Source organism: Amycolatopsis sp. PS_44_ISF1, assembly GCF_032335455.1.
GTDB lineage: Bacteria > Actinomycetota > Actinomycetes > Mycobacteriales > Pseudonocardiaceae > Amycolatopsis.
On record NZ_JANUXO010000001.1, the window covers coordinates 836345 to 860274 of the forward strand.

Here is a 23930-nt window from a genome sequence, read left to right on the forward strand (position 1 = left end):
GCTGTGCGATGTCGTCTACGAACGCGGCGGCGGGGCCGTCCGGGAGCCTCCGAGCGTAGGTCTTCACCGGACCCAGCAACGATTCCTGCTTTCGGCCGGCCGGCCGAAAGCGAAGTAGTGGTTCCCGTCCACGCCGTCGGCCCCTCAGTAACCGAGGTTGACGTGAGCGCGGTGGTGCTCGCCCCGCTCGATCAGGTCGACGAACCCGAGGGCGTAGTCCTCGGCCGAGATCGCACCGCCGCCGGCGTCGACCGAGACCTCGCCGCCGAGCCGGTAGCGGCCGAGCCGCGCGCCGGGCACGTGCGCACCGAACCCGAGAGCCGGGCTGACGAAGACCCAGTCGAGGCTTCCGGAGGTGGCCGGGAGGTCTTCGAGGACGAGCGCCGCCCCGGCGAGGACCTCTTCGTGCAGTTCCGCGGGCACGTGGCTGAGATCGGTGACGAACCGATCGGCCCCCAGCGCGGGACGCAGCGAAGAGGCGCCGCCGACGACGTAGAGGGTGGCACCCGCGGCGTCGGCCAGGCGTGCGATGGTGCGGTTGACCTCGCGGAAGACGCCGGCCAGCGGTCCGCGCGGGGCGAGTGCGGCCACCACGGCCTCCGCGCCCTCGATGACCGAGGCCAGCGTGGTTTCGTCGCTCGCGTCGCCCTGGACGTAGGCCACGCCCGCGACCGGCGCTTCGGGCTGCGATCGGCTCAACGCGGTCACCTGGTGACCGCGCGCCGCGGCCTCCGCGACGATGGCCGAACCGGCGTAGCCGGTGCCGCCGATGACGGTGATCCGAGACATGGAACGTCCTCCTTCGGAAACCTCGGGCACCGGGCGGTGCCCCTTGGTTACCGTAGGAGTGTCACTCTCTCATGGGAAGTAGGCACTTCGAGGTAAGTGGCCCGGCGGCCGGGTGCGTTCCCGGCCGCCGGCTCCCTCCGTAGCTCAGGGGTGGTAGATCTCCTTGACCGTGGCGATCTGGTCGGCGCCGTTCACGCTGATCTGCGCGAGCGTCGGGTTGCCGTCCTTCAGCTGCTGGAGCAGGTGGGCCTGGTCGCACGGCCCGTTGCCCAGGCCCTGGTCGTCGATGGTGACCGAATCAGTCGGGCACAGGGTGGCCGCGCTGAGCACCTGGCCGCCCGGCTGCAGCGGGAGCCGGTAGGTCCGGCCGTCGACCGGCACGTACTGGGCGTCGTCCGGGCCACCCGGACGGCGGGTGACCAATTGGAAACGGGCCATCCGCACCCCGGCGTCGTATCCGGTGAACTGCACCGACTGCGTGGAGTTCGGGAACTTGCGAACCGGAGCCGAGCCACCGGCCGGCCGGGTCTCCAATTGCAGGGAATTGTCCGGCGTACCGCAGACCACCGCGCCCTTGAGCCCCTCCTCGCCCGCCTGCCGGGCACAGGTCCAGTCCCCCTGGATGTCGAGCACCCGCTCGCCCGGCCCTTCGGCCTGCGTCGGCAGCTTCTGGTAGTACTCGGTGATCACGTTGTACGCCACGGTGCAGCCCGGCTTGGCACCATCGCTGGAGGCGACGGCGATCAGGTCCATCTTCGGCCGCCCGGGCGCCCCGACCGGCCCGCCGTACCGACTGCAGTTGACGTCCCCGTTCCCCGCCGCACCGGAACCACCGGCCCCAGCCCCGGCCCCGCCGGAAGCCGCCCCACCGTCGGGCACCTGCTCGACCGCCGCCGTCTCCGCCACGTTCTTCACCGGAGAACTGCTTCCCGCCACACTGTTCCCACTACAGGCGGAAACCAGTGCGACAGCGGCAACCGCCCCACCAACCATGGCCGCTTTGAACGTCTTCTTCGTGGTGAATTCCATTTCGGTGCCCCTCTCGCGTAATTTTTTGAAGCTTTGTCCAGAAGACGCCGGAACGGGAATCGGGTTGTGCCGAATGACCGATGCGGACCAGGGTTGCCCGAAAGAACAATTCATGAGCACCCGACGCAACCCGCCAGCGCGGTGCGCCAGATATGAGAGCTATGCCCGAACCTGTTCGCCGCCGCCCCCGCGCCGAGGCGCTGACGCCGACCACCGCCACAGGACGGAGCCCGAACCGCAACTACGCACCAGGGCGCACGGGGCCGGACGACCTCCCGCTAAACTCTCCCCGCGGGCCGCTAGCTCAGTTGGTAGAGCAGAGGACTTTTAATCCTCGGGTCCAGGGTTCGAGCCCCTGGCGGCCCACCAGTTCATGCAGCTCAAGCCACCTTTCTTGCTGAGCTCGGCGAGGTGGCTTCGACTGGCGAAAACTCCGGGCGAGGTGGCTTCCGGGTTGACTCCGACCGTCCGAGATGTCCGGTTGACCTCGGTGCAATCAGGCGCGGAGGCAGTTCCGGGTGTTCTCCGCTACCGACCAGGCGCCCCGGCTGAGCGCCGGGATACCGCTCGTTCCGCCCACGCCAGGGTCCGGCCGTCCAGGCGCCGTCGCCGAAACACGGCCGGGGTCACCGCGCTGACGCTGCGACGGATCGCGTAACTGCCACCCGGCACCCGGGGTCTCGGACGTGGGTCACTGGTGGTAGGCGCTGGGGTCGCAGGTGTGGATGGCGGTGGGGTCGGCGAGGAGGCGGTAGTTGTAGGAGGCGCAGTCGGCGAACGGGGCGATGCTGATGGTGGTGGGGGAACGCCGGAGGGTGCCGCGGGAAGGGCCGTCGGAGCCGATCGCGGCGCGGTGCACCATCCACTCGATGTCCATGGCGTCGGTGGCGAGGTAGCGCATGACCGCTTCGTTGTCGTGGTGCTGGCCGAGGTAGCGGCGGGCGATCGTGGCGCGGACGACGCGCAGGGGCAGCGGCAGCCGCCGGTCGGGTGGTGCGCTCAGTCCGCCGGCTTGGTAGAGGAGCCGGGTGACGCCGGTGCGCCGCATGGCCGGGACGAGTTGCTGGACGAAGGTGGTGTTGATCGTGTGGGTTCGTTGTGCTTGTGCGTCGCCGAGCAGGCACACGACGGCGGTGGCGCCGCGGACGAGGCGGTCGAGGCGGCGGGGGTCGGGCGGGTCGGTGATGGATCCCTGGTGGATCTCCAGGTGGGGGTGGCCGTCGGTCAGCGTCCCGGGTGCGCGAGCCAGTACCCGGACCCGGTGGCCGTGGTGCAGGGCCAGGGAGGTGAAGTGCCGTCCGGTTCGGCCGGTGGCACCGAAGACGAGAAAAGTCTGCTGCGCTTCCACTGCGGGTGTCCTTGTCGGTGGGCGGCCGTCGAGGGGGTGGTGAGCGTTCGCCGCGTCCGGGTGCGCGCGGGCGTGCTTCACAGGGTGACGACGAGTTTGGTGGCGGAGACGCCTCGGCGCAGCCGGTGCAGCGCCGGGGGGATGTGGTCCAGGCCGTGCCCGGTCACCGTCGCCGGCGGGGCGGCCCGGTAGCTTCCCGCGGCGAGCGCGGCGGGCAGGAACTCGGTGTAGACCGCGGGTCCGACCTCGTTGTCCTTGAGGCTGCTGCCCCAGACCGTGCTGACCCGGACGCCGAGGCGGCGGGCCCGGCGAGCCCGCCAGGTGGTCAGCGGACCGGGTTGGACCGACGCGACCCGGCGACCGTCATAGCGACCGTCACTGGGACCGCTGTCGTGGCGGGCCCGGGTGGTGACCGCGATGGCCGGACGCAGGCTACCGGCTCCGATGGCGAGGCTCCCGGCCAGTGGACTGGCGCCGATCCGGTCGAGCACGTCGGTGACGACGGCCGGGCTGTGGCGGTCGATGACCTCGGCCGCGCCCAGCGAGCGGAGGTAGTCGGCGTTGCGGGGTGAGGCGGTGGCCAGGACCCGGTAGCCGGCGTGGCAGGCCAGCTGAACGGCGTTGCTGCCGACACTGGTGGAGCCGCCCCACACGATCACCGTCGGGCGGGCTCCCCCGGCTTCGGCACCGGACGCGGTGCCGGTGGTGGTGGGAAGGGGCAGGTCGAGGTGGTCACGCTGGAACATTCCCGTCGCCGCGGTGGACAAGGCCAGGGGCAGCACGGCGGCGTGCTCGAAGGGCAGGGTGTCGGGCACCGGCGAGACCAAGTGCTCCATCAGCACGACGTAGCGCTGGAAGGCTCCTTCGGCGGGACGGTTGCGGGAGCGCTCCACACCGACAGCGTGGCCGAGGACGCGGTCACCGGGCCGTAAACGGGTGACCCCGTCCCCGACCTCGGCGATCTCGCCGGCGACGTCGTTGCCGATCACGGCGGGAAAGGCCAGCCAGGGCAGGATCACGCGGTAGAGCAGGCCGTGGAGTGCGTCGACGGGGTTCATCGCCACCGCCCGCACCCGCACCACGACCTCACCCGGGCCGGGAGCCGTATACGGGGCCGGCCCGACGTGCAGGCGACCTCCCGGCCGCGGTAGCCACAACGCGATGTTCGGCTCACGATCCGGGCCGGTGCCGTGGGGGGTGATGGGCTTCACCGGTACCGCCTTGTCCGTGCTGGTTTTGCGGGTGCTGATCGTGGTGAGCGAGCGCGGCGGAGGGCCGGGCTGCCGCGTTTTCCCTGGGTTGTCCCGGTGGGCATCGGGGTGCTGCTGCTCAGGCCCTGCTGACGGCGGAGTTCGGCGTGGAGACCACCGGGGCTTTCGGGAAGCGGCCGGGTCCGTGGCGCAGGACGAGGGTGGTGGCGCCCGCTACAGCGAGTACGAGTCCGGTGAGCGTGGCCAGAGTGGTGGAGTCGGGGGCGAGCAGGGGCTGGGCGCGCAGGGCCTGCCAGGTCAGCAGACCGGTCAGGCCGAGCCAGCCGCCGGCGGCGACGGTGACCAGGCGGGCCTGGACGCTTTCGGAGGCCAGCGGGCGCCAGCGGCGGCCCGCGGCTTTGAGGGCCAGCGCGAGCAGGGGCAGCCCTTGCAGGGCGTGCAGGCCGACGAAGTGACCGATGCGCAGGTCGCCGCCGGTGGTGGACCAGCCCAGCAGTGGCAGCCCGGGGCCACCGTCGGCGACCCCGACCGCGTGGCCGCCAAGGACGGGCACGCCGTGGGCGGGGGCTGCGGCCAGTTGCGCGGCGGTGGGCACGACCATGAGGAACGCCACCGACATACCGGCCAGCGCGACCAGCAGACCCAGTCCGAGGGCGCGGTGCAGCGGGGCGGGCAGGGTCCTCTCCCGCAGCAGCAACCCGGCCAGGACCGCGGTGAGCAGCCACGCGACGATCGCGCCGGCCCCCATGACCTGGGCGATGACGGTGTCGGCCGGGGTGGAGAAGTTGAAGTGGCTGGCCCGGCCGCGCACCACCTGCGTCAGGATCAGGGCCATCTCCACCGACATCGCCACCGCGATGGCCGTGGCGGCCCCACCGGCGACCCGGCGGCCCCGGCGGCGCACCAGCGGGACCAGCAGGGCGATCGTGCCCAGGTACAGGGCCAGGCTGACGGAGAACTTGAACGGCTTCTCCCAGATCGGCTGCCCGCCCAGCGACCGCGGGTCGGCCAGCAGGCCCGCCACCGTGACCGGGATCAGCGCGGCGAACCCGGCAGCAGCCCGCAGAGCCGGACGATGGGCGGAGCGGCGTACCACCCGCCACGAGTGGATAACGGTATTAACCATAAGTGGATAGTAAGATTGTCCATCTGGAAGTGCAACAGGCGAGAACGAGGAGGGCCGGGTGCGGGTCGGAGAGTTGAGCCGGAGCAGCGGCGTCAGCGTGTCGATGATCAAGTACTACCTGCGGGAGGGACTGCTACCGGCCGGCGAGCGGGCCGGCGCTCCCAACCAGGCCGAGTACGGGGCCGCGCACGTGCGACGACTGCGGCTGCTCCGGGCGCTGACCGAGGAGGGAGAACTGCCGGCCACCGCGATCAAGCAGGTGCTCGCCGCGGTGGACGAGCACCGGCCCTTGCCCGAAGCCCTCGGGATCGCCCAGGACGCCGTGGTCGCCGCACCCGACCTCGAGGACGACGACCGACCGGCCGAAACGTTCGTCGCCGGGTTCGTGGCCCGGCGCGGGTGGCGGATCGACCCGGACAACCCCGGCTACCGCAGTGCCACCCGCATCCTCACCACCGCCCACCGGCTCGGATTCACCGCGCTGGCCGGTCTGCTGGACACCTACGCCGACGCGGCCTACACCATCGCCGCCGCCGAGATCACCGCTTTCATCGGCGTCGGCCCCGGCTCCGGCGACGGGCTGGAAACGGCGTCGGCAGCCGATACCGGTCACCGCCACCCGGGCCGGCCGCGCGAGGTCAGTCGTGAACAGGACCTGGAATCCGCCGTCACCGGCATCGTCCTGGGCGAGAAGATGCTCTCCGCGCTGCGCACCATGGCCCACCAGCACATCACGCTGCAACGACTCAAACCCCTCCCCGCCGGGCCCGCATCCGGCGACTCCGCCGCCCCGCCGCCCTGATGTGCATCCCGCCGCTCGCGGTAGGGCCCGATCACGACAGCGGTAGCGGCATACGGTGAGGCACATCGGCGGGGAGCTGACGAGGGCCGCTCCCGGTACCCGAGCCCGCCGGGCCGAAGACCACAGCTGGCCGGCTTCACCGGGAGCACTAGGCCGACCGGAACGGCGAAGTGGCGGCCGAGCGGCCACGAATCCTTGCGGGCCAGCTGTTCGGGTACCGGTGAGCGCCGGTTGCTCAGCGTGGGGCGCGGAGCCCAGCTCACTGGCCAGCAGGTAAGCGTTGGTGGTGCCGGTGCTGAACGGGCCGGCGCATCAGGCGGTGTCACCGAGCAGCGCGATCCGCCCGTGGCGCCAGGCGGAGAGGCGGACCTGGGTGATCTGGTCGAGGCAGAGCGGAGCCTCGTCGAGGGCGACGAGGATCTGCGGGGCTTTCCCACCGGCAAGCGTGCGGCGGAGAAGTTCAAGACCACCCTCGAACGCATCGTCGAAGTTCACGGAGGAGATCGAGGGCGGCGATCTCGGCGACCAGGCAGTGACCTGGTCCTACGAAGCTGCTCTCATCAAGGCTTACGTCGCTTTCGAGCACTTGATGCTCGACTGCATCGTGAGCACGATCAACAACGACACCAGCACCATCTCAGCCCGAACCGGCATTGCCTTTCTCCAGCACCTCACCGACGAGGTCTACGCATACCTCGTCACCGGCGGGGGCTTCTTCGACTTCAAGGGGCGAGACGGGCGTGACGACCCTGAGGGGTTCCGTCGCCCTTGCGGGCGACGGCTTCGCCGTTCAGTTCGCGGGGGGAATCCGTATCCCTGCGAGTCCCTTCCGGGCGCTGACCTGGAGCCGTGTGGTCGTCGCTGCGTGCGTGTTTGCTCGGTGCCGGTCGTACTGCCAAGCGAACACGCGAAAACAGCTGGAGAGCAGGTGGCTCGATCAAGCGATCGTGTTGCCGGGCGGGTTCGAGGCTTCGGAGGTAAGGGTAAGGCGCGGCGCCGCGCTCGAGTAGATCCGGACGCGGCCCCAGTCGCCGTCGATTTCGTAGTGGTTGTCGTGGTGCTGGAGGCTGTCGATGTTGCCTAGGTCTTCTTCGCCGGTGGCGTCGCGGGAAGTGTGGGATGACCGTGTGATCCATTCGATCTTGGTGGCGTCGGTGATGGTCAGCACGGCTTCGGTGTAGCAGTGGGCTTCGTCCGGTCGCGGCGCGTGGTAGCGCGGGTGTGACGGGGTCAGTACGGCTTCCAGTCGGAAAGACAGGGAGGTGGGTGTCTCGTCGATGGCGAGGACGAAGCTGTCTTCGAGGTAGACATCTGCGAGGTCGGGAAAGTCGGTGTAGTTCGTCATGTGCTCAGTGGTCCCAGGTGATCGGCGTGTGGTTTCCCAGGCTTCTCCTGGTGACCGGGTTGCCTTGCGGGTCGATGCGGACCCCGTCATCGTTGCGGAGTTCGACGTGGGGGTTTTCGCTGCCCGGGGTGCGGCCGCTGCCCTCCTTGAGGGTCATCCGGATGATGCCGTTGTCATCGACGTACTTCGCCGGGCCGTTCGGTGTCTGCTGCTTCGTCCATCCTTTGGACTCGGCGTAGCGGGTCAGATCGGATGCCTTCGGTGGCGTGCCCTGGTCGAAGTACTCGTGCAGGGCCACCTTCACGGGCGGTAGTCTCGGCGCGGCCGGGTCGGGTTTTTCTGCTGCGCGGGTGCCTTTGAGCAGCTTGCCGGCTGCGCCGCCGATGAGCAGTCCGCCCACGATTTGGCCAGTGGCTCGGCCCGGGTGATCAGCCCAGTCGTCCCAGGCGAGGAGCTTCTTGCCGAAGTCCACCGGATGGGTGACGTTGTTCCACGCCGCCGAGGCGATATCGGTCAGGCCCTCGTGATCGGGATTGCCCGGGTCGCCGATGGCGTAGACGAGGTTCCACGCACCTTCGCCGAACCCCTCGAACGCGCTCCAGGCGCCTTCGCCGAAGTCGGCGAAGAAGCCGCCGACGTCGTCGAGCCAATCTGAAGACGCGGGCGCGCCGCCGGCCTCGTCGGAGATGATCTCCGCCGTCCTGTCTCCGGCTTCGGTGAGCTGCAGGCGGGCGCGATTGAGCGTGTCGCGCGCCGCTTGCCGACCGGCCTCACCGGGATCGGAGAACGGCGCGACGGTCACCCTGGTGGCGTCACCGTTGGCGGTGTGCTGCTGGTTCTGGGTGTCGGCGTCGGTGATGGCGCGGTCATGGCGGGCCTTCGCGTCCGCCGTTGCGGCCTGGCCTCGGTCCCACAGCCGGATGGCGTCGCCGGCCTGGCCTTGCGCCCAGCGCAGGGTCTGCGCGTACCCGTCGAGTGCTTCGGCGACCGCGTCGAAGGAGTCGGAGGCGGCCAGCCACTTGGCAGGTTCGTAGCTGAACTTGTCGTGAAACTTGGCCGCGGCCGGACCGGACCACGAGCCGGTGTCGATTCGGCGGAGGCTGTCCCCGGCCTGTCCGGTTCCCCGGGACCGGGCGTGCAGCACCCGGGCGTTCCCCTCGATCGCGGCCGGATCGCCGGGGACCAGGGCGCGCGGATCGGCGGTCTCACCGAGTTCGGCCATCAGTCACCGATCGCCGCGGTGCCGGGATCCGCGGGCAGGTGCTGTGCGGCCGCCTCGTCGATCCCCCGGTAGGCGTCAGCGGCATGGGTGAGGCAATCGCCGATCACACCGGCGTCGTCGGTCAGCGTGTTCAGCCCAGTGCTCCACCGCGCGCAGAAGTCCGCGAGAGCGCTGTGCACGCCGGCATGACCATAGAGTTCGGCATCGCCGCACAGGCCGCGCAACGCGAACGTCTCCTGGTCATGGACACTCTGATTAATTCCCTTGCCCGCGTTGTCCAATACGTCGACGTCGACGTCGAACCCTGGCCCGTTCACACTCACTCGGCGCCCTCCTCGCGCGTGACGTCGACCTCGGTGGTGGGCATGGCCTGCCCGGTGCGATTTTGCTCGGCTCGTCGCCGTATCGCGGTGAGCGCCTGCGGTGGCACCATCCGGTTCAGGATCGGCAGCCGATGCTCGTCATTCGGATCGAGCATCACACCGATACCGATCGGCAGCTGTCCGAAAAGATCGGCGCCAGTGGTCGTAAAGAAGACGCAATCTCCGAAGTGCGCGGCGAGCCGCTGCGGCGTGGAGAACACGAACGTCCACCGGCCACGGCCGACGACGTCGACTGTCTCGACACCAGGGCGAACAGGTCGCCTCCCGTAGACCGCCGCCTGAGCGAACACCGGATCGAACTCGTGAAGACCCCGCCGACCAGACACCACCTCCTGGGCGCATCTGGCCACAACGGGCTCACTTTCTGCTTCCGCACCTCCCCTTTTCATGGCTATGAGTTTACTGCCTGCTGCAAACAGTGACATCGTGGTGAGCGGTGAGTCGGGCGCCGCCACGACCACGATCTGCACGGGCCTGTCCTATGCGGTCGCCGTCGCTGATCAGCCCTGCATCACCCTCGACAGCGCCCGGGCCCGCCTCCACCAAGCCCGGCAGTCGCCGGCCAACTGACCGTGGAACGGGGAGCTTGGTGATCTTCGAGCAAGTCCGCAGGATCACGTGTGGCCGGCTGTGCGGCCGCAGCGTGGACATCACAATCGGCGGCTGTGAATGAATTGGCCAGCACCGAGGCCACGCTCGCGCCGAGATGAACGGACCCGAGATTGACCTTGGACCCGCCGGCCTCCGCACGCTTGTCTTTGTCCCGTTCGGTTAAGGCGGGCACGGTCGGCCATCAAACCCCTGCGCGAATCAAACCCGCGGACTTTCAATTCTCGGGTCCGAGGTTCGAACCCCTGGTGGCTCACCATTTTTCGCAGTTCGAGCCATCTTTCCTGTTAAGCTGGGTGAGGTGGTCTCGACTGGTGATGTGGCGTCAGGTGTCCGGGTGAGGTCGCTTAGGGACCGGCTCTCACCACTGCGAGTCCGAGCTGCCCGGTAAGTGTCAGTACAGCAGGAAGTGTCAGTACAGTCAGGCTGGAGCCGTTGGATCCCCAGTCGATTGCATCGACAGGTGCCCGTTCCGGCCCACGATCAGGACGCGGCTGGATGAGCAAGTCCGGGGTGCCGTCTTCGGGGCGATTCTCGGCTCCCTGCCCCCACGATCCAGACAAGCGGTCAATAGCCGATCCAACGCTGGATTGGGCCGGTCTTGGCCGATCAGCCCCATGAGACCGATGAGATCGCGTATTCACCTGCCGCAGGCGCAGGGCCGGAACCAGTGGGGATCTCCCCCTCCAGGTTGACGGCGCCGGCGAGGTGCTCCTCGACGGGGCCCTCCACCGGCTACCGGCGGATCTGACGTGGCCGGGTTCCCGGCGAACACGACGGCGAGCCTCCGACGGGGGCTATCTTGTCCTGAAGCCGGCCGCCTGGCGGCATCCGGAGTGGAGGGTCGACGCAGCGTGAAGAAGGAAATGATCATCTGGATCTACGCCGGCGTGCTCTTGGCCGTCGCGATCATCATGTTCTACCTCGTCTTCACCTCCTCCAACCCGGTGCCCATCATGATCGTGGCGGCTGTCGTGGCAACCGGCCTGATGATCCAGGTGCTGCGGGTGTCCAGACGACCACGCTGACCGTCACCCTCCCGACAAACCAGCGCGCTCGGACACAGCGTGAACGGCGTCGACCGGGCCGGACCCAACTAGGTGCGATCCTCGCGCGCACCGTCCTGCAGGGCCAGTACGAGGTCGAGCTGAAAATGGATCGCGACCCGGCCGATCCGTCCGTCCATTGAGGGCACTGCCTGCTCAGGGCTGGAGCTGGCGGTCGAACCAGGCGCGGGTGCGGCGCAGGACGTTGAGCTGATGGTCGCGTTCGCGGATCGAGTGGCCCTCGCGGGGGTAGATGACGAACTCGTGCTCGACGCTGACGTGGCGCAGGGCCCGGTGGAAGTATATGGCCTGGCCGAGGGGGACGTTGGTGTCATCGGCGCCGTGCAGGATCAGGACCGGGGTGCGGACGCGGCTGGCGAAGGAGACCGGGCTGAGGGCGTCATGCGGGTGCGGGCCGGTGTCTTCCCAGCCAGTGCTGCCGCCGAGCGTGGCCTCGAACTGGCCGTTCTCCCCGGCCGCGGCGAGCATGCCCCAGTCGGTGACGCCAGCGTAGACCAGCGCGGCGCGGAACCGGTCGGTCTGCTCGATCGCCTAGGCGGCCAGGAACTCACCGTGACTCCCGCCGGCGATGCCTAGCCGATCAGGGTCAGCGATGCCCTCGGCGACGAGCATGTCGATACCGGTCAGGATGTCGGTCCGCTCCTCCCGGCCGACCCGGCCCGCGACAGTTGCCGCGAACTCGTGGCCGTGCCCCTGGCTGCCGCGCGGGTTGGGCAGGAACATCGCGTAACCGGCGGTGGCCAGCCACTGTGCGCTGGGGAACCAGAACAGCGGGAGACGGTCGGCGTGCCGGTCGTAGGGACCGCCGTGCGCGAGCGTGATGAGCGGGAACGGGCCGCCCGAAGCGGATTTCCCGGCCGGCAGTATGAGCAGACCATCCAAGGTCGAGGTTGTCGACGGCGCGGTAGTTCAGTGGCTGCTGGGTGCCGACGGCGATGCTGTCCAGTTCGGGGCGGGTGTTGGTGAGCTTCCGCAGCGGCCAGGCCGGCGCCGAGGCCGGTCATCACCGCAGTCATGGCGATTTCCAAGTCGGCCTGCGCCGGCTTGGCCGCGGCCCGGCCGGTGTGCAGCTGGGCGTCGGTGCGGCGGGCGGGGTCGAGCGCGGTGACCGTGTCCCGGCGGACCTGCGCGGTCGAGTAGGCCACACCCGGCGCGGCCGCGCCGGCGTCGGCAGCTGCCCTCGATGCCTTGCGGGATCGGCCCAGTTCCAGTCCGGTCAACGGGGCAATCGACTCCGGCCGCGACGCGATGATCACCTGAACCACGCCAAAATGATCAACTACCGACCCGGCCAGCCCGACATCGAGCAACTCGTTCCGCCGGCAAGCTAACGAGGGAAAATCCACCGTGCCCGGGCCGGGCACGATGACTTTCCGCTCCCTTTTGGCGCGGTACGATGCATCGGGGTGCGCATCGTCCGTAAGGCTGTGGAGTCCAGCGACAAGCTGGGCCGGCGCCGGTAATTCGTCGAACGCACGATGACGTGGCGATTCCGCTATCACCGGTTGGCCATTCGACATGAACGTCACGCCAATCACCTCTGCGCGTTCCTGATCTTGGGTGCTGCCCTGAACTGCTTCAAACGAATCAGCAAACCTGCCACGGGAGACATGGTTTTGGCGAAGAGCCGTTACTGCGGCACGCCGCGGGCCAGCTGATACTGCTGGCTGGCCCGCGGTGGATCCTGGCGTCGCGACTGCGATGGACGAGCGGCAGTCTGGGTCAGCAGAGTTTCCCGATGTAGCGGGCGTAGCGCACGATAAGCGCGGGACCCAGATGGGTCGATCCCGGGCCGACGCACACGTTCTTGTCGAGTTCCCCCACCCGGTCCTCGCGAATGAGGATGTGTGATCCGTCGCTCGTGCAGTGGTTGTAGTAGGCCTCGATACCGTCTATGGAGTAGCCGCAGGGGTGCGCGACTCTCGGTGACGCCGTCGCTTCGCCGGAGACGGCAGAGCTGATCAACGCAGCAGTGGCCAGAACCGCAGCCCCGGTCGCTGCGCGCGTGCACCGATGCACCATCGTTTGCCTCATCATTTCCCTCCATCAGGCATTCATCGTTGAATACCGCATTTGGTCGTCAGGTCAGATCGCCGGTGTGCTGTTCCGCCATGGACAGATGGCGGGTGACGACGCCCGGCCACGGGAGCCAAGCCGTTCAGGTCCGAGGGCGATGCTTACCGGAACTGCGCACCGACGCGCGTGGCGTTCCCTGCCCCCGAGGGACAGGTTGCCGAGGTCAGCGTGCCGAAAGGATCCCAGTCCCCGTACCGGTAGCTGCCGTTCTGGCACTGAACCACGGCTCGGAACTGCGTGGTGCCGGCAGGTCCGCTGAAGCAGCGGACGAGGCCTGTCGCGCCGCTCAAAGTCGCTTCGCACTCAGGGGCCTTACTGACTGCGGCGCTGGCTGCCCCCTCCAGTGCAACTCGTGTGGTACTCGCGGCAGCTGGCGTAGCCATCGCCACCATCGCGCCAGTGACGATGATTCCGGCCTGAACCATCCGTCGGTTGATTCGCATCAGCACTCCTTCTCTCAGCAATGCCCCGGTCGATCCGGGAACCGTTCAGTGGGCTTTCCTCAGCGGTGGAGTCAATCGCCGAGTCCGTTCGTGATCCAACTTCCTACAACGCCGCCGACGCATCCGAGGGTGGCAGCGGGGATTACGCCGGGGGCGCTGACCACCCCGGACAGAGACCCGATGGCGCCGGCGGCTGCGCCGGCGAGGCAAGCCTTTGAGGTGTCGGCCTTCAGGCCGGTGGGGTCGATCCGGTTGACCGGATTGCCGCCGACGTAGGCGTATCGGCTCGCCATGTCGGGCGACAGGACCAGGCTGATGGGGTCGAGGGCGGTCCAGTTGCCGGTGGCCGGGTCGTGCCACCGTATTCCGTGCCTGAGCCAGCCTGTGGTCTCGTCCAGCAGCCCCTGTGCGTAGCGAAAGGGATTGGCTGCCGACACTGTGCCGGTGGCGGTGAGTTGCTTTCCGGCGGGGTCGTAAGTATAAGAGGCCGTCACTGCACCGCTGCTGTCGATCAGGGTGACGGGGCTGCTCTGGTTGTCCAGCGCGTAGTAGTGGGTGGTGCCATCAGGTCTCTGAAGGACGAGCGGCACACCGGCCGGGTCTGTTTCGATGTAGCTGGTCTGACCGTTCTCGGTGAACGACTGGAGCATCGGGACGCCGGTGGTGTCGTTGCGTCCGTAGACGTAGCCGGTCGTGTCCGCCCCGGTGGTGATGGAGACGAGCTCGTTCTGGTCGCCGTCCGCCCAGGTGTAGGTGCTCGAGGACGAGCCTTCGGTGTGGGTGCTCATCTGCCCGGCGGCGTTGTAGGCGAAGGTGCCCTGGGCCGGGTCGGTGGTGCGGTTGCCGGCGGCGTCGTGGCTGTAACCGGTGCTCGAGATCTGATTGCCCGCGTTGTAGGTCAGGGTCTGCGTGGTGGTCCCGTCGACCTTCGCGGTCAGCCGGTTGCCGGCCTTGTCGTAGGTGTAGGCGTAGTCGTGGCCGCCGTAGTTCGAGACCGCGGTGAGCCGGTTGGCGGTGTCGTAGCTGTAGAGCGACACCGCGCCGTTGAGGTTGTCGCTCGACCACTTGATCAGGCCGGTGTCGGTGCCGGCCGACGCCGACGGGCAGGATTGCCCGGTGACGCGGGGCGAGTAGCAGAACCCGGTGTCGAACGTCTTGGTCGCGTCGTTGGACGCTCGTGCGGTCCAGGTGCGCGAGATCCGGCCGCTCTTGTCGAAGGTGGTTTTCGTGTGAGCGGCGAAGGTGGTGTGGGCGGAGTTGGTGTCGAACCAGGTGTCGGTGCGCTTGCCGTCGTCGTCGTAGGCGAAGGCGGTTTTCTGCCCGTTCGGGATGGTCATCTCGGTGATCTGATTCGCCGCGTCGTAGCCGTAGGTGGTGGCGCCGTGGGCGTCGGTCTTCGACGTCAGGTTTCCGGTCTTGTCGTAGCCGTAGGACAAGGTGCCGCCGCCGGAGGTCGCGGTGCGCGAGGAGAGCCGGTTTTGCGCGTCGTAGGCGGAGGTCGTGGTGCCGGAGGCGTCGGCGCGGGTGAGGGCATTGCCAGCACCGTCGTAGGTGAACGCCACGTCGGGGGTGCCGTCGGAGTACTGGATCGTCTTGACCCGGTCGGCGCGGTCGTAGGCGTAGATCGTGCGCAGACCGCGGCCGTCGCGGACAGCGTGCAGGCGCCCGAACCCGTCGTAGGAAATGGTGACCGGCGCGAGAGCCGAGCCGGCGGCCGGGGTGACGCCGGTGACCTGGTGGTCGGTGTCTGCGGTGTAGTCGGTGAGGTTGCCGCGTGGGTCGGTGGCGGAGTTCAGGGTGCCATCGGAGTTGTAGTCGACCTTGGACGTTGCCGTTGCGGCGGTGTTGGCCGAACTGAGGGGGTTGCCGGCGCCGTCGTAGGTGAACAGCTTGGCGTTGCCCTGACCGTCGGTGCCGCCGGACGGCAGGTATCTGGCCGCGCCGGTGTTGGAGTAAGCCGCGGTCGCCTTCGCCCCGGCCGGCGCGGTGACACCGGTCAGCGACTCGCCGGCGTTCACGTCCGGGTCGTGCCCGAAGGTGGTGACACCACCGGTACCGCTGGTCGAGGTCGCGATGTCGGTGAACGGGCTGTAGGTCGTGGCGCGGCCCCGGCCCAGTGGGTCGGCCACGGACGTCACCAGTTCCTGGGCGTTGAGGAAGTAGTCGGTTTGTGGCCCGTTGGAGGGGGTGGCCTCGGTGTTGTTCGGGCTCGCGACCAGCGTCTCCCCGGCCGAGTAGTAGGTGAACCGGGTCGCCGCGCCGCCGTCCGGGTTCTCTTGGGTCACCTTTCTGACGCGGTGGGAGGTGTCGTATTGGATCGCGGTCTGCTTGCCGGCTCCGTTGGTGATGGTGGTCAGGTCACCGGTGGTCGCGTCGTACCCGAACTGCGTGCTCTTCGACGTCGGGTCGGTGATCTTGGTCAGCTTGCCCGCGGTGTAGGTGTAGGAGACGCTGCGCGCGGTGCCGTCGTCGCCGGTCTGGCTGATCGTGGCCAGGGAACCCGACCAGGTGAGGTTCGCGGTCCGGGCCCCGGCGCCGCCGCGGGTGGAGGTGACCTGGGTCAGCTTGCCGGAGGTGTAGGTGAAGGTGGAGGCCTGGGTGTTGCGGTCTTTGATCGACACCAGGCGGCCGGTCGAGTCGAACGTCGATACGGCGTTGGTGTCGTGGTCGGTGATCGTCCAGCCCGATGCGGTCTTGACCATGGTGACCTTGAACCCGGCAGGCGCCTGGTACGCCGTCCCGCCGGCGGGTTGGAACAGGCCTTCGCGACCTTCGGGAGCGAGGTAGAGCACAGAGTTGTCCGAGTTGAGGATCACCTTGGTGTCCTGGCCGACCCGCATCGCCCAGCCGGCGCCCGCTGATCCGTCCGGCAGCGCCGCGCCCGGACCGAGGCGCAGGCTGTTGTAGGTCAGGCCCAGTTGAAGATCCCCCTGGATGCCGGGCAGAGCCAGGTCGGAGGAGGTGAGCAGCAGGTTGCCGGTGCCGACGTCGACTGATGCGGACACCTTGTCGGAGATCGGGAAGGGGATCCTGGTCGCCGAAGGGCGGGGCCCGGTCAGGACCGGGGTCAGCGCGGTGGTGGTGCCGGCTTCGGCCGGCGTCGTGGCCAGCGCGCCGCCGGACAGCAACACCGCCGTGGTCGCGACCGCGACGACCGGGTGATGGCAGGACAGTCTCCGTGTGGGCAAGCTGACTCCTCGTCGTCAGGGATTCGGCTTCCCCGCTGGCTCGGGCCGGGGAAGGTAGTGCTTGTGCCGTAGGTCCACGACTGGGTGACCGGAACGGTGATCGTCCCGGCCGATGTTCGACCCCCATATCGAAATCGCCTTCCGCAGGACCGCTTTGTCCTGTTCCCGGCGACATCTACGATGGACCGGCGATCATGTGGTTTCCTGGCGGGAAACCTGCAAAGCGCTGGTAGGGGGGCGGAATGCTGCGTTTGCTGGGCGAGGTGGCCGTGGTCTCCGAGGGGCAGCGGCTGGACCTCGGACCTCCACGGCAGCGGTGCGTGCTGGCAGTGCTTGCCCTTGACGCCGGGCGGGTGGTGCCCATCGAGCGGCTCATCGACCGGGTGTGGGGAGACGAGACACCCCGGCGCGGTCGGGAGACCGTGCACAGCTACGTCTCCCGGCTACGGCGTGCACTCGCGGACGCGCGAGGAGTGGACTTGCTGCGTCGCGCGGGCGGGTACGTCCTGATGGCCGGACCGGAGATCGATCTGCTGATGTTCCGCGACCTGTGCGCTCGAGCCCGCGCCGACGAGTCGGTGGCGGTGACCGCGTTCACCGAGGCGCTGGCATTGTGGCGAGGCGAAGCGCTGACCGGCTTGACCGGAGAGTGGGCGCACGCAGAACGCGACAGATTGACCCAGGAGCGCCTGGCGGCCGAGCACGATCTGGTCGATGCACGGCTGCGCGCCGGTCACGGCGAGGGTCTGGTTGCCGGACTGTCCTCACTGGCCGCCCGCCACCCGTTGGACGAGCGGGTAGCGGGCCAGTACCTGCTGGCCCTGCACCAGGCCGGACGAACCTCCGACGCCCTGCAGCACTACCAGCGGACTCGCACCACGCTGGCCGGGGAACTGGGTGCCGATCCCGGCGTGGCCCTCCAATCCCTGCACCAGCGGGTACTGACCGGTGACCCGGCTCTCGCCCCGAGCCCAGCACTCGGAAGCGGGGTGCTCGTCAGCTCGCCGGCGCAGCGGGTCGTGCCCCGGCAGTTGCCGGCCGCACCCGCGCACTTCATCGGACGCAATGCCGAACTGGACCGCCTCGACGCGGCGATGAACACGGCAGGCGCCCCCGGCACGGTGATCATCTCGGCCATCGCCGGCGCGGGCGGCGTCGGCAAGACCTGGCTCGCGCTGCACTGGGCCCACTCCCGCGCCGGCCGATTCCCCGACGGGCAGTTGTTCGTGGACCTGCGTGGCTTCAGTCCCGAAGATCAGCCGATACAGCCGGCCGCGGCCGTGCGCGGCTTTCTCGACGCGCTGGGGGTGGAGGTCAGCCGCATCCCGGCCGACCTCCACGCTCAGGCCGCGCTGTATCGCAGCCTGGTCGCCCACCGGCGGATGCTGATCGTGCTCGACAACGCCATCGACACCGCGCACATCACAGCACTCCTGCCGGGCAGCGCGTCCTGCACCGCGGTGGTGACCAGCCGCAACCGGCTGCCCGGCCTCGTCACGGCGCACGGGGCGCAACACCTGCCGCTGGACATCCTCGACGACACCGAAGCCCGTGCACTGCTCACCGCCCGGCTGGGCGCACCACGCGTCGAAGCGGAGCCCACCGCAATCGATGATCTGGTGCGGTTGTGCGGCGGGTTCCCCCTGGCCCTGAGCATCGTCGCCGGCCGCGCCCATACCGCCCCGCGCTCCAGCCTGGCCGCCATCGCCGCCGAGCTACGCGAAGGCGGGCTCGACGCGCTGGACGAAGGCGAGCCGGCAGCAAGCCTGCCCGCGGTGCTGTCCTCCTCCTACCGTGCGCTGCCCGACGAGCAGGCCTTGCTGCTCGGACTGCTGGCCATCGCTCCCGGACCCGATATCGCCCTGCCCGCAGCCTCGTCGCTGGCCGGGAAGCCGCGCGAGCGGACCAGGATGGTGCTGCGCGGGCTGGAGCAGGCGTCGTTGATCAGCCGGGACGCCACCGGCCGCTACCGCCTGCACGACCTGATCCGCCGCTACGCCGCTGACGTCGCGTATCACGACCTGACCGACGAGACGCGGGACGAGGCACTGCAGCGGGTTGTCGAGTTCTACTTGCGCACCGCCGACGCCGCCGACCAGCTCCTGCACCCGGACCGCCTGGACCTCCGGATCACCTCACCGGAGCCCGGCAGCCAGCCTCAACCGCTGGATGACAAGCCCGCCGCCATGGCGTGGTTCGCCACCGAGCACCTGTGCCTGCTGTCTGCGCAGCGCACCGCCGCCGACCTGGGGCGCGACGACGCCACCTGGCAACTGGCCTGGGTTTTGTCCACCTTCCACCAGCTACGCGGGCTCCGCCACGACCAGCTCGCCACGTGGCGAGCCGCCCTGGCCGCGAACGAAAACCAGCCCGACCCCACCCCCCGCCTCCTCGGTCACGGCTACCTCGGCCTCACCCACGCCGACCTGGGCGAGCACGAAGAAGCGGCCGAGCACCTGCGTCGGGCAGTCTCCCTGGCCGAACAGCACAACGACAAGGCCGCCCTGGCCCACACCCACCGGCTGTTCGCCCGAGCGTGCGAACTGCGCGGCGACGACCAGCGGGCACTGGAGCACTCTGCGCTGGCCCTGAACCTGTACCGCACTCTCGACAACTTGGAGCACGAGGCAGCAGCGCTCAACAGCGTCGGCTGGTTCGCCGCCCGGATCGGCAACCACGATCAAGCCCGGGAACACTGCCTGGCCGCACTAGAGCTCTACCGCAAGACCGACGCACCCTACGGCGAGTCAGGCGTCCTGGACAGCCTCGGCTACATCGCCCACCTCAGGGGCCGGCACCACGAAGCCATCGGCCACTACCAGGAAGCACTCGCCCTGCAAAGACAGCTCGACTATCCGTACGGACTGGCGGAAACCCTTGCCGCACTGGGCCAACCCTACGTCGAACTCGGCCGGTACGGCGAGGCGCGCCAAGCGTGGCAGGAGGCGCTGGAACTGTACCGCCAACAGGACCGCGCCGAAGAAGCCCAGCGCATCCAGGCGCAACTCGAAGCACTCGACCAGGACACCGACGACTCACAGATCTCCTGACCTCAATCGTTTCTTCACCGCAGGATCTCCAACCACGTGGTTCCCGCCTCGCACAGTGGGGCCTGGAAATCGGCAGTGGCCGTAGCCGGGCTTACGCTTGTAAGCCCACCCGCACCCGACCCAGTTTGCGAGGGCGGCACACTGCACCGTTCCCCACCCTCATCCTTGCCCTGGACTTGAGTCCGGCCGGGGCAAACACCTGGGCAGAGCTCGACACGATATTCAAGGCGATTGCAACTCCGAGATAGCTCGATTCCGCCGCACCACCATTCACGACTAGGTGATCCAGACCGGATCGCAGAATGCGCTCGCCCAGCGAGTACCACATTCGCATCCGCCCACCAACCTTTACGCGCCAGCCTCCGTCCCACTCGGCCAGACGATAATGCCCGCTATCGAACCCTGCGCGAGAGAGGAAAAGCCCCAGGTCGACGGCCGCCAGGCTGGTAACTGTAAAACGAGTGTGTGACCCCGATTAAGGAACCGCACCTAATGGCCGACATGATGTCGGCCATAGAGAACACTGAAGACTCAAAGCCCAAGACTCGACTGGAAGAGCGGCTCGTGCCTCAACTGGTGAGCCATTCGGAGACTGGCGGTGTAGCTGATCAGCGACGGCGGTATGCCAGTGCAGCTTGACCAAATAATTGACAGAGTCCGCACTCGACGGCGAGATCACATACCACCTCGGTTATGACACCCCCCGGCCGGCCGCGGAACCCGGCAACCCCGCAACGGCACCTTCGCCGGAGCTGACCATGTCGGGCCAGGAACGATTGGCCTTACTCGCCGCCGTGACGCCGTCAGCACAGTCGCTACGCCGACCTGCCCGATAGCGCCGAACTGGCTGGTTCTGATGACGCGGAGCGCTGATTTTGGATTGGCCCATAGCGCAGGCTCGGCCATCTCATTCGCGAAACGGTAATAGCAGACCGCATGGTGTTTGATCACCAGGATCCAGCCACGCTGCCGGTGTCTCCGGATCCGGACCACCGTGATGACGGCGAACATTGGGCAATCAGCCCGCCGAGAAAACCCGTCACGAGTGTCGCGATCGCGTAGGGGCGGACTGGCTGACGGCGAAGCTCCTCGCGCATCAGCTCGTCGAAGAGGGCCAGGTCGTGTTGTTGCGCTGCCGTGGTTCCTTCTCGGATTAACCCTGCGGACATGCCCACCGAAACTCTTCGAGTTCCTCTTCCGTATGCAACGGCCGTGCTGCGCAGTGGACGCTCAGGAGAGCTCGCTTTCGAATTCAGATAGCCATGACCAGTCACCGGGGCGTGCCGTCAGCCGCTCAAAACTTCCTTCAGCGCGGAGCGCAAATCGGTCGACTCAGCTCGGACCCCTTCTTAACCGCCCAGTCCCACCCCCGACATGATTACTGTCCAGGGCTCGCCTTCTTGGGCCATCCGCTCGTCGTCGGCCTTGACGAGCGTGGTGATGCCAGCGCGCGCAAGCCTGGTCATGAGGTTTTCGATGTTCAACAGACGTCCTCTCAGTATCCGCGCAGGGCAGCCGCGATGTACTCTACGCTGGCCGCACTCAAACCTCTGATACGGGCCATTCCGGCCATTCGGTTTCGCCGCGGGCCCCGCCGCCGCAGACCCGCCAAGCTGCACGCGGAAAAGGCCTGCAATCAAGCAGAACTCCGCTACCGGGTGCGCGCCCGGGGCATCGCCGTCCGGATCGCCCGCAAAGGCATCGAGACCAGCAAGAAAATCGGCAAACACCGATGAGTGATCGAACGCCCTCTTGTGCCTGGCTTTTCGGCTACCGCCGACTCGACATCCGATGCGAACGCAAAGCCAACCACTTCAGCGTTTTCCTCACCCTTGCCTGCTACAAAAAACTTCGCACAGCAGCCACATGAGACACTCGCTTAGATGAAGAGCATTTTATCGGTGACTTGCAGTTCAGGAGTCACCTTCAGTGTGATCGTCCCTCCCAGGGAGTCCGTTTCAAAATCGGCTTCGATTGATATATTGTCTCCTTCTCTGCGAAACCTAATGAAAACCGCACCTTCCCGAAACAGGTCAATAAGAACCCGACCGCCTGATTTCCCGATAATCCTTATCGATCCCTCGACCACGTCATAAGAGAATCTGACCGAATTTTCTTCGTTGCCATCGAGATCAAGTACTTGCACGGTGGAGCCCGACTCGGGCGCCACCGGCTCCACTCCGATGATCTCAAGCACCTCTAGCGCACTCGGCACCACGAGCTCACGAAACGTCATGACCTACCTTTCGTTACTTTAGATTCCTAAGGATAGCAGACAAGAACAGATATGTTCCGTCGGGCATTACCTACCAGGTATCTTCAGCGCTACGCACGCCGCAAGGTCCGTAGAGTACAGAATACGCAAAGCCGAAGTCACCATACTGATTGGTATACGTATGATCGAATCCGCGAGCCGCAGCAGTCCGGGTTTCTTCGGCAACACAGGCTCACATCTCGGGCGTATCCTTGATTCCGATCTATCATGTTTTGCAGGGCGCGTGGAGTGTTGTGGTTGTCGGCCTTGATGTCTACATTAGAAAGATAGTCGAGTTTGCGCGGGTCGATCACACAGTCGACGTTGTGAAAAAGTACAGCGTCCACTTTGGAGCCGACGAAGTATGTGTGGAGCTCGGCCACCGTGAGGTTGCAGACCTTGATTTGCTCGTCGTGTTCACGAATATCTGAATGGACAACAGCGTCGCCGGTCGGCGTTCGCATGCGGTCTCCACGCCGGAGATCCTTTGCTTCGACCCATCCACCCAGATTCTGAATCCAGGACGGGTGGTTCGACGTGGCTTGGATTCGTGTTGTCGAGGCTCCCGCTTTCACCACGACGTCGACGATGTTCTTGCGCCCTTCGCCGGTGATCAGCCGGGTGACGGACTCGGGGACCGGCCGGCCGTCGTGCGCACCCGCCGCCAGCACCTGGTCACCGACTAGGATGTTCTTGATCGGTTTCGTCCCGCCTCCTGCGAGGAGTACCGGGGTGTCGCCGGTGAAACTGTTCGGTGCGCACGCGGTGAAAGGTTTGCCGAATTCGTTGAGGAAGTTCGGTCCTGAGGCCCACTGCTCGACCAGTTCATTCTCGAGGAGACCGCCGAATCGCGCGCTGACGAGCGCATCTCCGGTTGCGATGGCCATCCACGAGGTGAAGGCTGTTCCCTCGGGGATGATCGACGCGGCCAGGAGCCCGCAGGGTTCGAACGCCGCACACAGTGAGCCGGCGAGCAGGGCGGTTTCCGTGGTCGCCACCGCGCCGTAGATCGCGCCGAGTTCATTGAGTGCCTGAGCCGCCGCTGTGAAGGCCAGGTCAGTGGCGAAGGTGGGACTCGTCTCGGCAGCAAAGCACTGTTGCCGGAACCCACGCCCCATGTTTTCGGTGTGCCGGCCGAGCCAGTCGTTACTCAGGATGCGCATCGCCTTGTCGGCGTCGGACATCTGCGCGAACTGGATCCATTCGTCGTACGTTGACGACCGCGGCGTGAGCGACGGAGCCCAAACGGAGACATCGCAATCAGGACACACGGCAAATAGTTCACTATTTTCCCAGGTCAGCGCAATGGCGATCTGGCCTGCCATGACGATTCCCGCGGATTCAGCATCCCAGGGCTCGGTTTTTCGAGTCGGCCGCTGGCCCGCACGGTGCGGCACTGCCCGCCACACGCCGACAGCGGAGCGGGATCTGGGACCTGCGCATGCAGCCTGGCTCTCCGAACAGGGAGTTACCGATCCTCTCCGCGGCCTGGCGTCGAGCGCTCGGATAGAGCGAGACGTAGTAGTCCGCAGTGAAGGACATCGAGGCGTGTGAAATCGTTCCCGGCCGCCAACGACAGAGATGCCGCGCCATGCCGGAGGTCATGCAGCCGGATCGGGGGAAGGCTCGTATATTGCTCGAGCAACTCCTTGAACTCGTGGCTGAACAGACCGAGACGGCAGGGCGCTCCCGTCGGGGTGGTGAACAGGTACCGGTCTCCTCCTGGCCCGGAGGGGACCTCCTTCTGCGCCTTCAGATACCGACGCAACAAACCGGTGGTGACATGATCGAGAGCGACGGCGCGCGTGCTGTGCCGGCTCTTCGGCTTGCCGTCGCCGTCCACCTGCTCACCGGGGTCGGGCCTGCCGATCACTGACAACTCGTGGTGGCGTAGATCCACGTCGACCTCCCGCAGCGCCGCGGCCTCGCTGCGACGCAAGTCGGTCACGGCCACCAGGTGGTAGTACACGTAGCGTCGGTGCCCGCCC

The 23930-nt window shown here is 67.5% G+C and carries 20 protein-coding genes, 1 tRNA gene and 2 pseudogenes; 6 read left to right on the forward strand and 17 right to left on the reverse strand.

Annotated features, from left to right (window positions below; all coding sequences use genetic code 11):
• Nucleotides 1-144: 144 nt before the first annotated feature.
• Nucleotides 145-789, reverse strand: coding sequence for an NAD(P)H-binding protein (locus NYF13_RS03725; protein ID WP_315654160.1), 645 nt, complete (start codon nucleotides 787-789; stop codon nucleotides 145-147).
• A gap of 144 nt (nucleotides 790-933) precedes the next feature.
• Nucleotides 934-1818: a hypothetical protein gene (locus NYF13_RS03730; RefSeq protein ID WP_315654161.1), complete on the reverse strand. Its 885-nt coding sequence runs from the start codon at nucleotides 1816-1818 to the stop codon at nucleotides 934-936.
• A gap of 293 nt (nucleotides 1819-2111) precedes the next feature.
• On the opposite strand from NYF13_RS03730, the gene NYF13_RS03735 reads away from it, so the two are divergent.
• Nucleotides 2112-2187, forward strand: a tRNA-Lys gene (locus tag NYF13_RS03735).
• A gap of 322 nt (nucleotides 2188-2509) precedes the next feature.
• Here the strand turns inward: NYF13_RS03735 and NYF13_RS03740 are convergent.
• The 3 genes from NYF13_RS03740 to NYF13_RS03750 all read right to left on the reverse strand — a co-directional run bounded on the left by NYF13_RS03740 (nucleotide 2510) and on the right by NYF13_RS03750 (nucleotide 5503).
• A complete protein-coding gene (locus NYF13_RS03740) occupies nucleotides 2510-3166 on the reverse strand; it encodes an NAD(P)H-binding protein (protein WP_315654162.1) in 657 nt (218 codons plus the stop codon).
• 77 nt (nucleotides 3167-3243) lie between these two features.
• Nucleotides 3244-4377 carry a zinc-binding alcohol dehydrogenase family protein gene (locus tag NYF13_RS03745; RefSeq protein ID WP_315654163.1) on the reverse strand — a complete coding sequence of 378 codons (1134 nt, stop codon included), beginning with the start codon at nucleotides 4375-4377 and terminating at the stop codon, nucleotides 3244-3246.
• 118 nt (nucleotides 4378-4495) lie between these two features.
• Entirely contained in the window at nucleotides 4496-5503 is a 1008-nt protein-coding gene (locus NYF13_RS03750) for a hypothetical protein (RefSeq protein ID WP_315654164.1), read from the reverse strand.
• 58 nt (nucleotides 5504-5561) lie between these two features.
• Here NYF13_RS03750 and NYF13_RS03755 point away from each other — a divergent pair, with 58 nt between their 5' ends.
• Nucleotides 5562-6305, forward strand: a complete 744-nt coding sequence (locus tag NYF13_RS03755) for a MerR family transcriptional regulator (protein ID WP_315654166.1) — start codon at nucleotides 5562-5564, stop codon at nucleotides 6303-6305.
• Nucleotides 6306-6617: 312 nt separating this feature from the next.
• Here NYF13_RS03755 and NYF13_RS03760 read toward each other — a convergent pair whose 3' ends face one another.
• The 5 genes from NYF13_RS03760 to NYF13_RS03780 form a co-directional block, all read right to left on the reverse strand.
• Nucleotides 6618-6800 carry a hypothetical protein gene (locus tag NYF13_RS03760; RefSeq protein WP_315654167.1) on the reverse strand — a complete coding sequence of 61 codons (183 nt, stop codon included), beginning with the start codon at nucleotides 6798-6800 and terminating at the stop codon, nucleotides 6618-6620.
• Nucleotides 6801-7242: 442 nt separating this feature from the next.
• The gene (locus tag NYF13_RS03765; protein ID WP_315654169.1) at nucleotides 7243-7650 is read right to left on the reverse strand and encodes a hypothetical protein; all 408 of its coding nucleotides are present in this window, start codon (nucleotides 7648-7650) and stop codon (nucleotides 7243-7245) included.
• Nucleotides 7651-7654: 4 nt separating this feature from the next.
• Nucleotides 7655-8872 carry a WXG100 family type VII secretion target gene (locus tag NYF13_RS03770; RefSeq protein WP_396286495.1) on the reverse strand — a complete coding sequence of 406 codons (1218 nt, stop codon included), beginning with the start codon at nucleotides 8870-8872 and terminating at the stop codon, nucleotides 7655-7657.
• Nucleotides 8872-9195 (reverse strand): hypothetical protein, encoded by a 324-nt coding sequence (locus NYF13_RS03775; RefSeq protein ID WP_315654171.1) that lies wholly within the window; start codon nucleotides 9193-9195, stop codon nucleotides 8872-8874. Before NYF13_RS03775 ends, NYF13_RS03770 begins: the two co-directional genes overlap by 1 nt.
• Nucleotides 9192-9725, reverse strand: a complete 534-nt coding sequence (locus NYF13_RS03780) for a hypothetical protein (RefSeq protein ID WP_315654172.1) — start codon at nucleotides 9723-9725, stop codon at nucleotides 9192-9194. Before NYF13_RS03780 ends, NYF13_RS03775 begins: the two co-directional genes overlap by 4 nt.
• A gap of 993 nt (nucleotides 9726-10718) precedes the next feature.
• Here NYF13_RS03780 and NYF13_RS03785 point away from each other — a divergent pair.
• Nucleotides 10719-10892 (forward strand): hypothetical protein, encoded by a 174-nt coding sequence (locus NYF13_RS03785; protein ID WP_315654174.1) that lies wholly within the window; start codon nucleotides 10719-10721, stop codon nucleotides 10890-10892.
• A gap of 174 nt (nucleotides 10893-11066) precedes the next feature.
• Here NYF13_RS03785 and NYF13_RS03790 read toward each other — a convergent pair.
• Nucleotides 11067-11654 (reverse strand): annotated as a pseudogene (locus NYF13_RS03790) (prolyl oligopeptidase family serine peptidase).
• 291 nt (nucleotides 11655-11945) lie between these two features.
• On the opposite strand from NYF13_RS03790, the gene NYF13_RS03795 reads away from it, so the two are divergent.
• Nucleotides 11946-12071: a hypothetical protein gene (locus tag NYF13_RS03795; protein WP_315654175.1), complete on the forward strand. Its 126-nt coding sequence runs from the start codon at nucleotides 11946-11948 to the stop codon at nucleotides 12069-12071.
• A gap of 582 nt (nucleotides 12072-12653) precedes the next feature.
• Here the strand turns inward: NYF13_RS03795 and NYF13_RS03800 are convergent.
• Nucleotides 12654-12965 (reverse strand): DUF6355 family natural product biosynthesis protein, encoded by a 312-nt coding sequence (locus NYF13_RS03800; protein WP_315654176.1) that lies wholly within the window; start codon nucleotides 12963-12965, stop codon nucleotides 12654-12656.
• Nucleotides 12966-13521: 556 nt separating this feature from the next.
• Nucleotides 13522-16638 (reverse strand): RHS repeat-associated core domain-containing protein, encoded by a 3117-nt coding sequence (locus NYF13_RS03805; protein ID WP_315654177.1) that lies wholly within the window; start codon nucleotides 16636-16638, stop codon nucleotides 13522-13524.
• A gap of 242 nt (nucleotides 16639-16880) precedes the next feature.
• On the opposite strand from NYF13_RS03805, the gene NYF13_RS03810 reads away from it, so the two are divergent.
• Nucleotides 16881-19688, forward strand: a complete 2808-nt coding sequence (locus tag NYF13_RS03810; protein ID WP_315654178.1) for a BTAD domain-containing putative transcriptional regulator — start codon at nucleotides 16881-16883, stop codon at nucleotides 19686-19688.
• 1349 nt (nucleotides 19689-21037) lie between these two features.
• Here NYF13_RS03810 and NYF13_RS03815 read toward each other — a convergent pair.
• Entirely contained in the window at nucleotides 21038-21172 is a 135-nt protein-coding gene (locus NYF13_RS03815; protein WP_315657352.1) for a hypothetical protein, read from the reverse strand.
• A gap of 27 nt (nucleotides 21173-21199) precedes the next feature.
• Between NYF13_RS03815 and NYF13_RS03820 the strand changes: the two are divergent.
• Nucleotides 21200-21558: pseudogene (locus NYF13_RS03820) on the forward strand (IS5/IS1182 family transposase); the annotation flags it as partial.
• Nucleotides 21559-21567: 9 nt separating this feature from the next.
• Here NYF13_RS03820 and NYF13_RS03825 read toward each other — a convergent pair.
• The 3 genes from NYF13_RS03825 to NYF13_RS03835 form a co-directional block, all read right to left on the reverse strand.
• The gene (locus NYF13_RS03825) at nucleotides 21568-21924 is read right to left on the reverse strand and encodes a hypothetical protein (protein WP_315654179.1); all 357 of its coding nucleotides are present in this window, start codon (nucleotides 21922-21924) and stop codon (nucleotides 21568-21570) included.
• A gap of 137 nt (nucleotides 21925-22061) precedes the next feature.
• Nucleotides 22062-23267 (reverse strand): polymorphic toxin-type HINT domain-containing protein, encoded by a 1206-nt coding sequence (locus tag NYF13_RS03830; protein WP_315654180.1) that lies wholly within the window; start codon nucleotides 23265-23267, stop codon nucleotides 22062-22064.
• Between the two features lie 143 nt (nucleotides 23268-23410).
• Nucleotides 23411-23911, reverse strand: coding sequence for a tyrosine-type recombinase/integrase (locus tag NYF13_RS03835; protein ID WP_315654181.1), 501 nt, complete (start codon nucleotides 23909-23911; stop codon nucleotides 23411-23413).
• Nucleotides 23912-23930 lie beyond the last annotated feature (19 nt).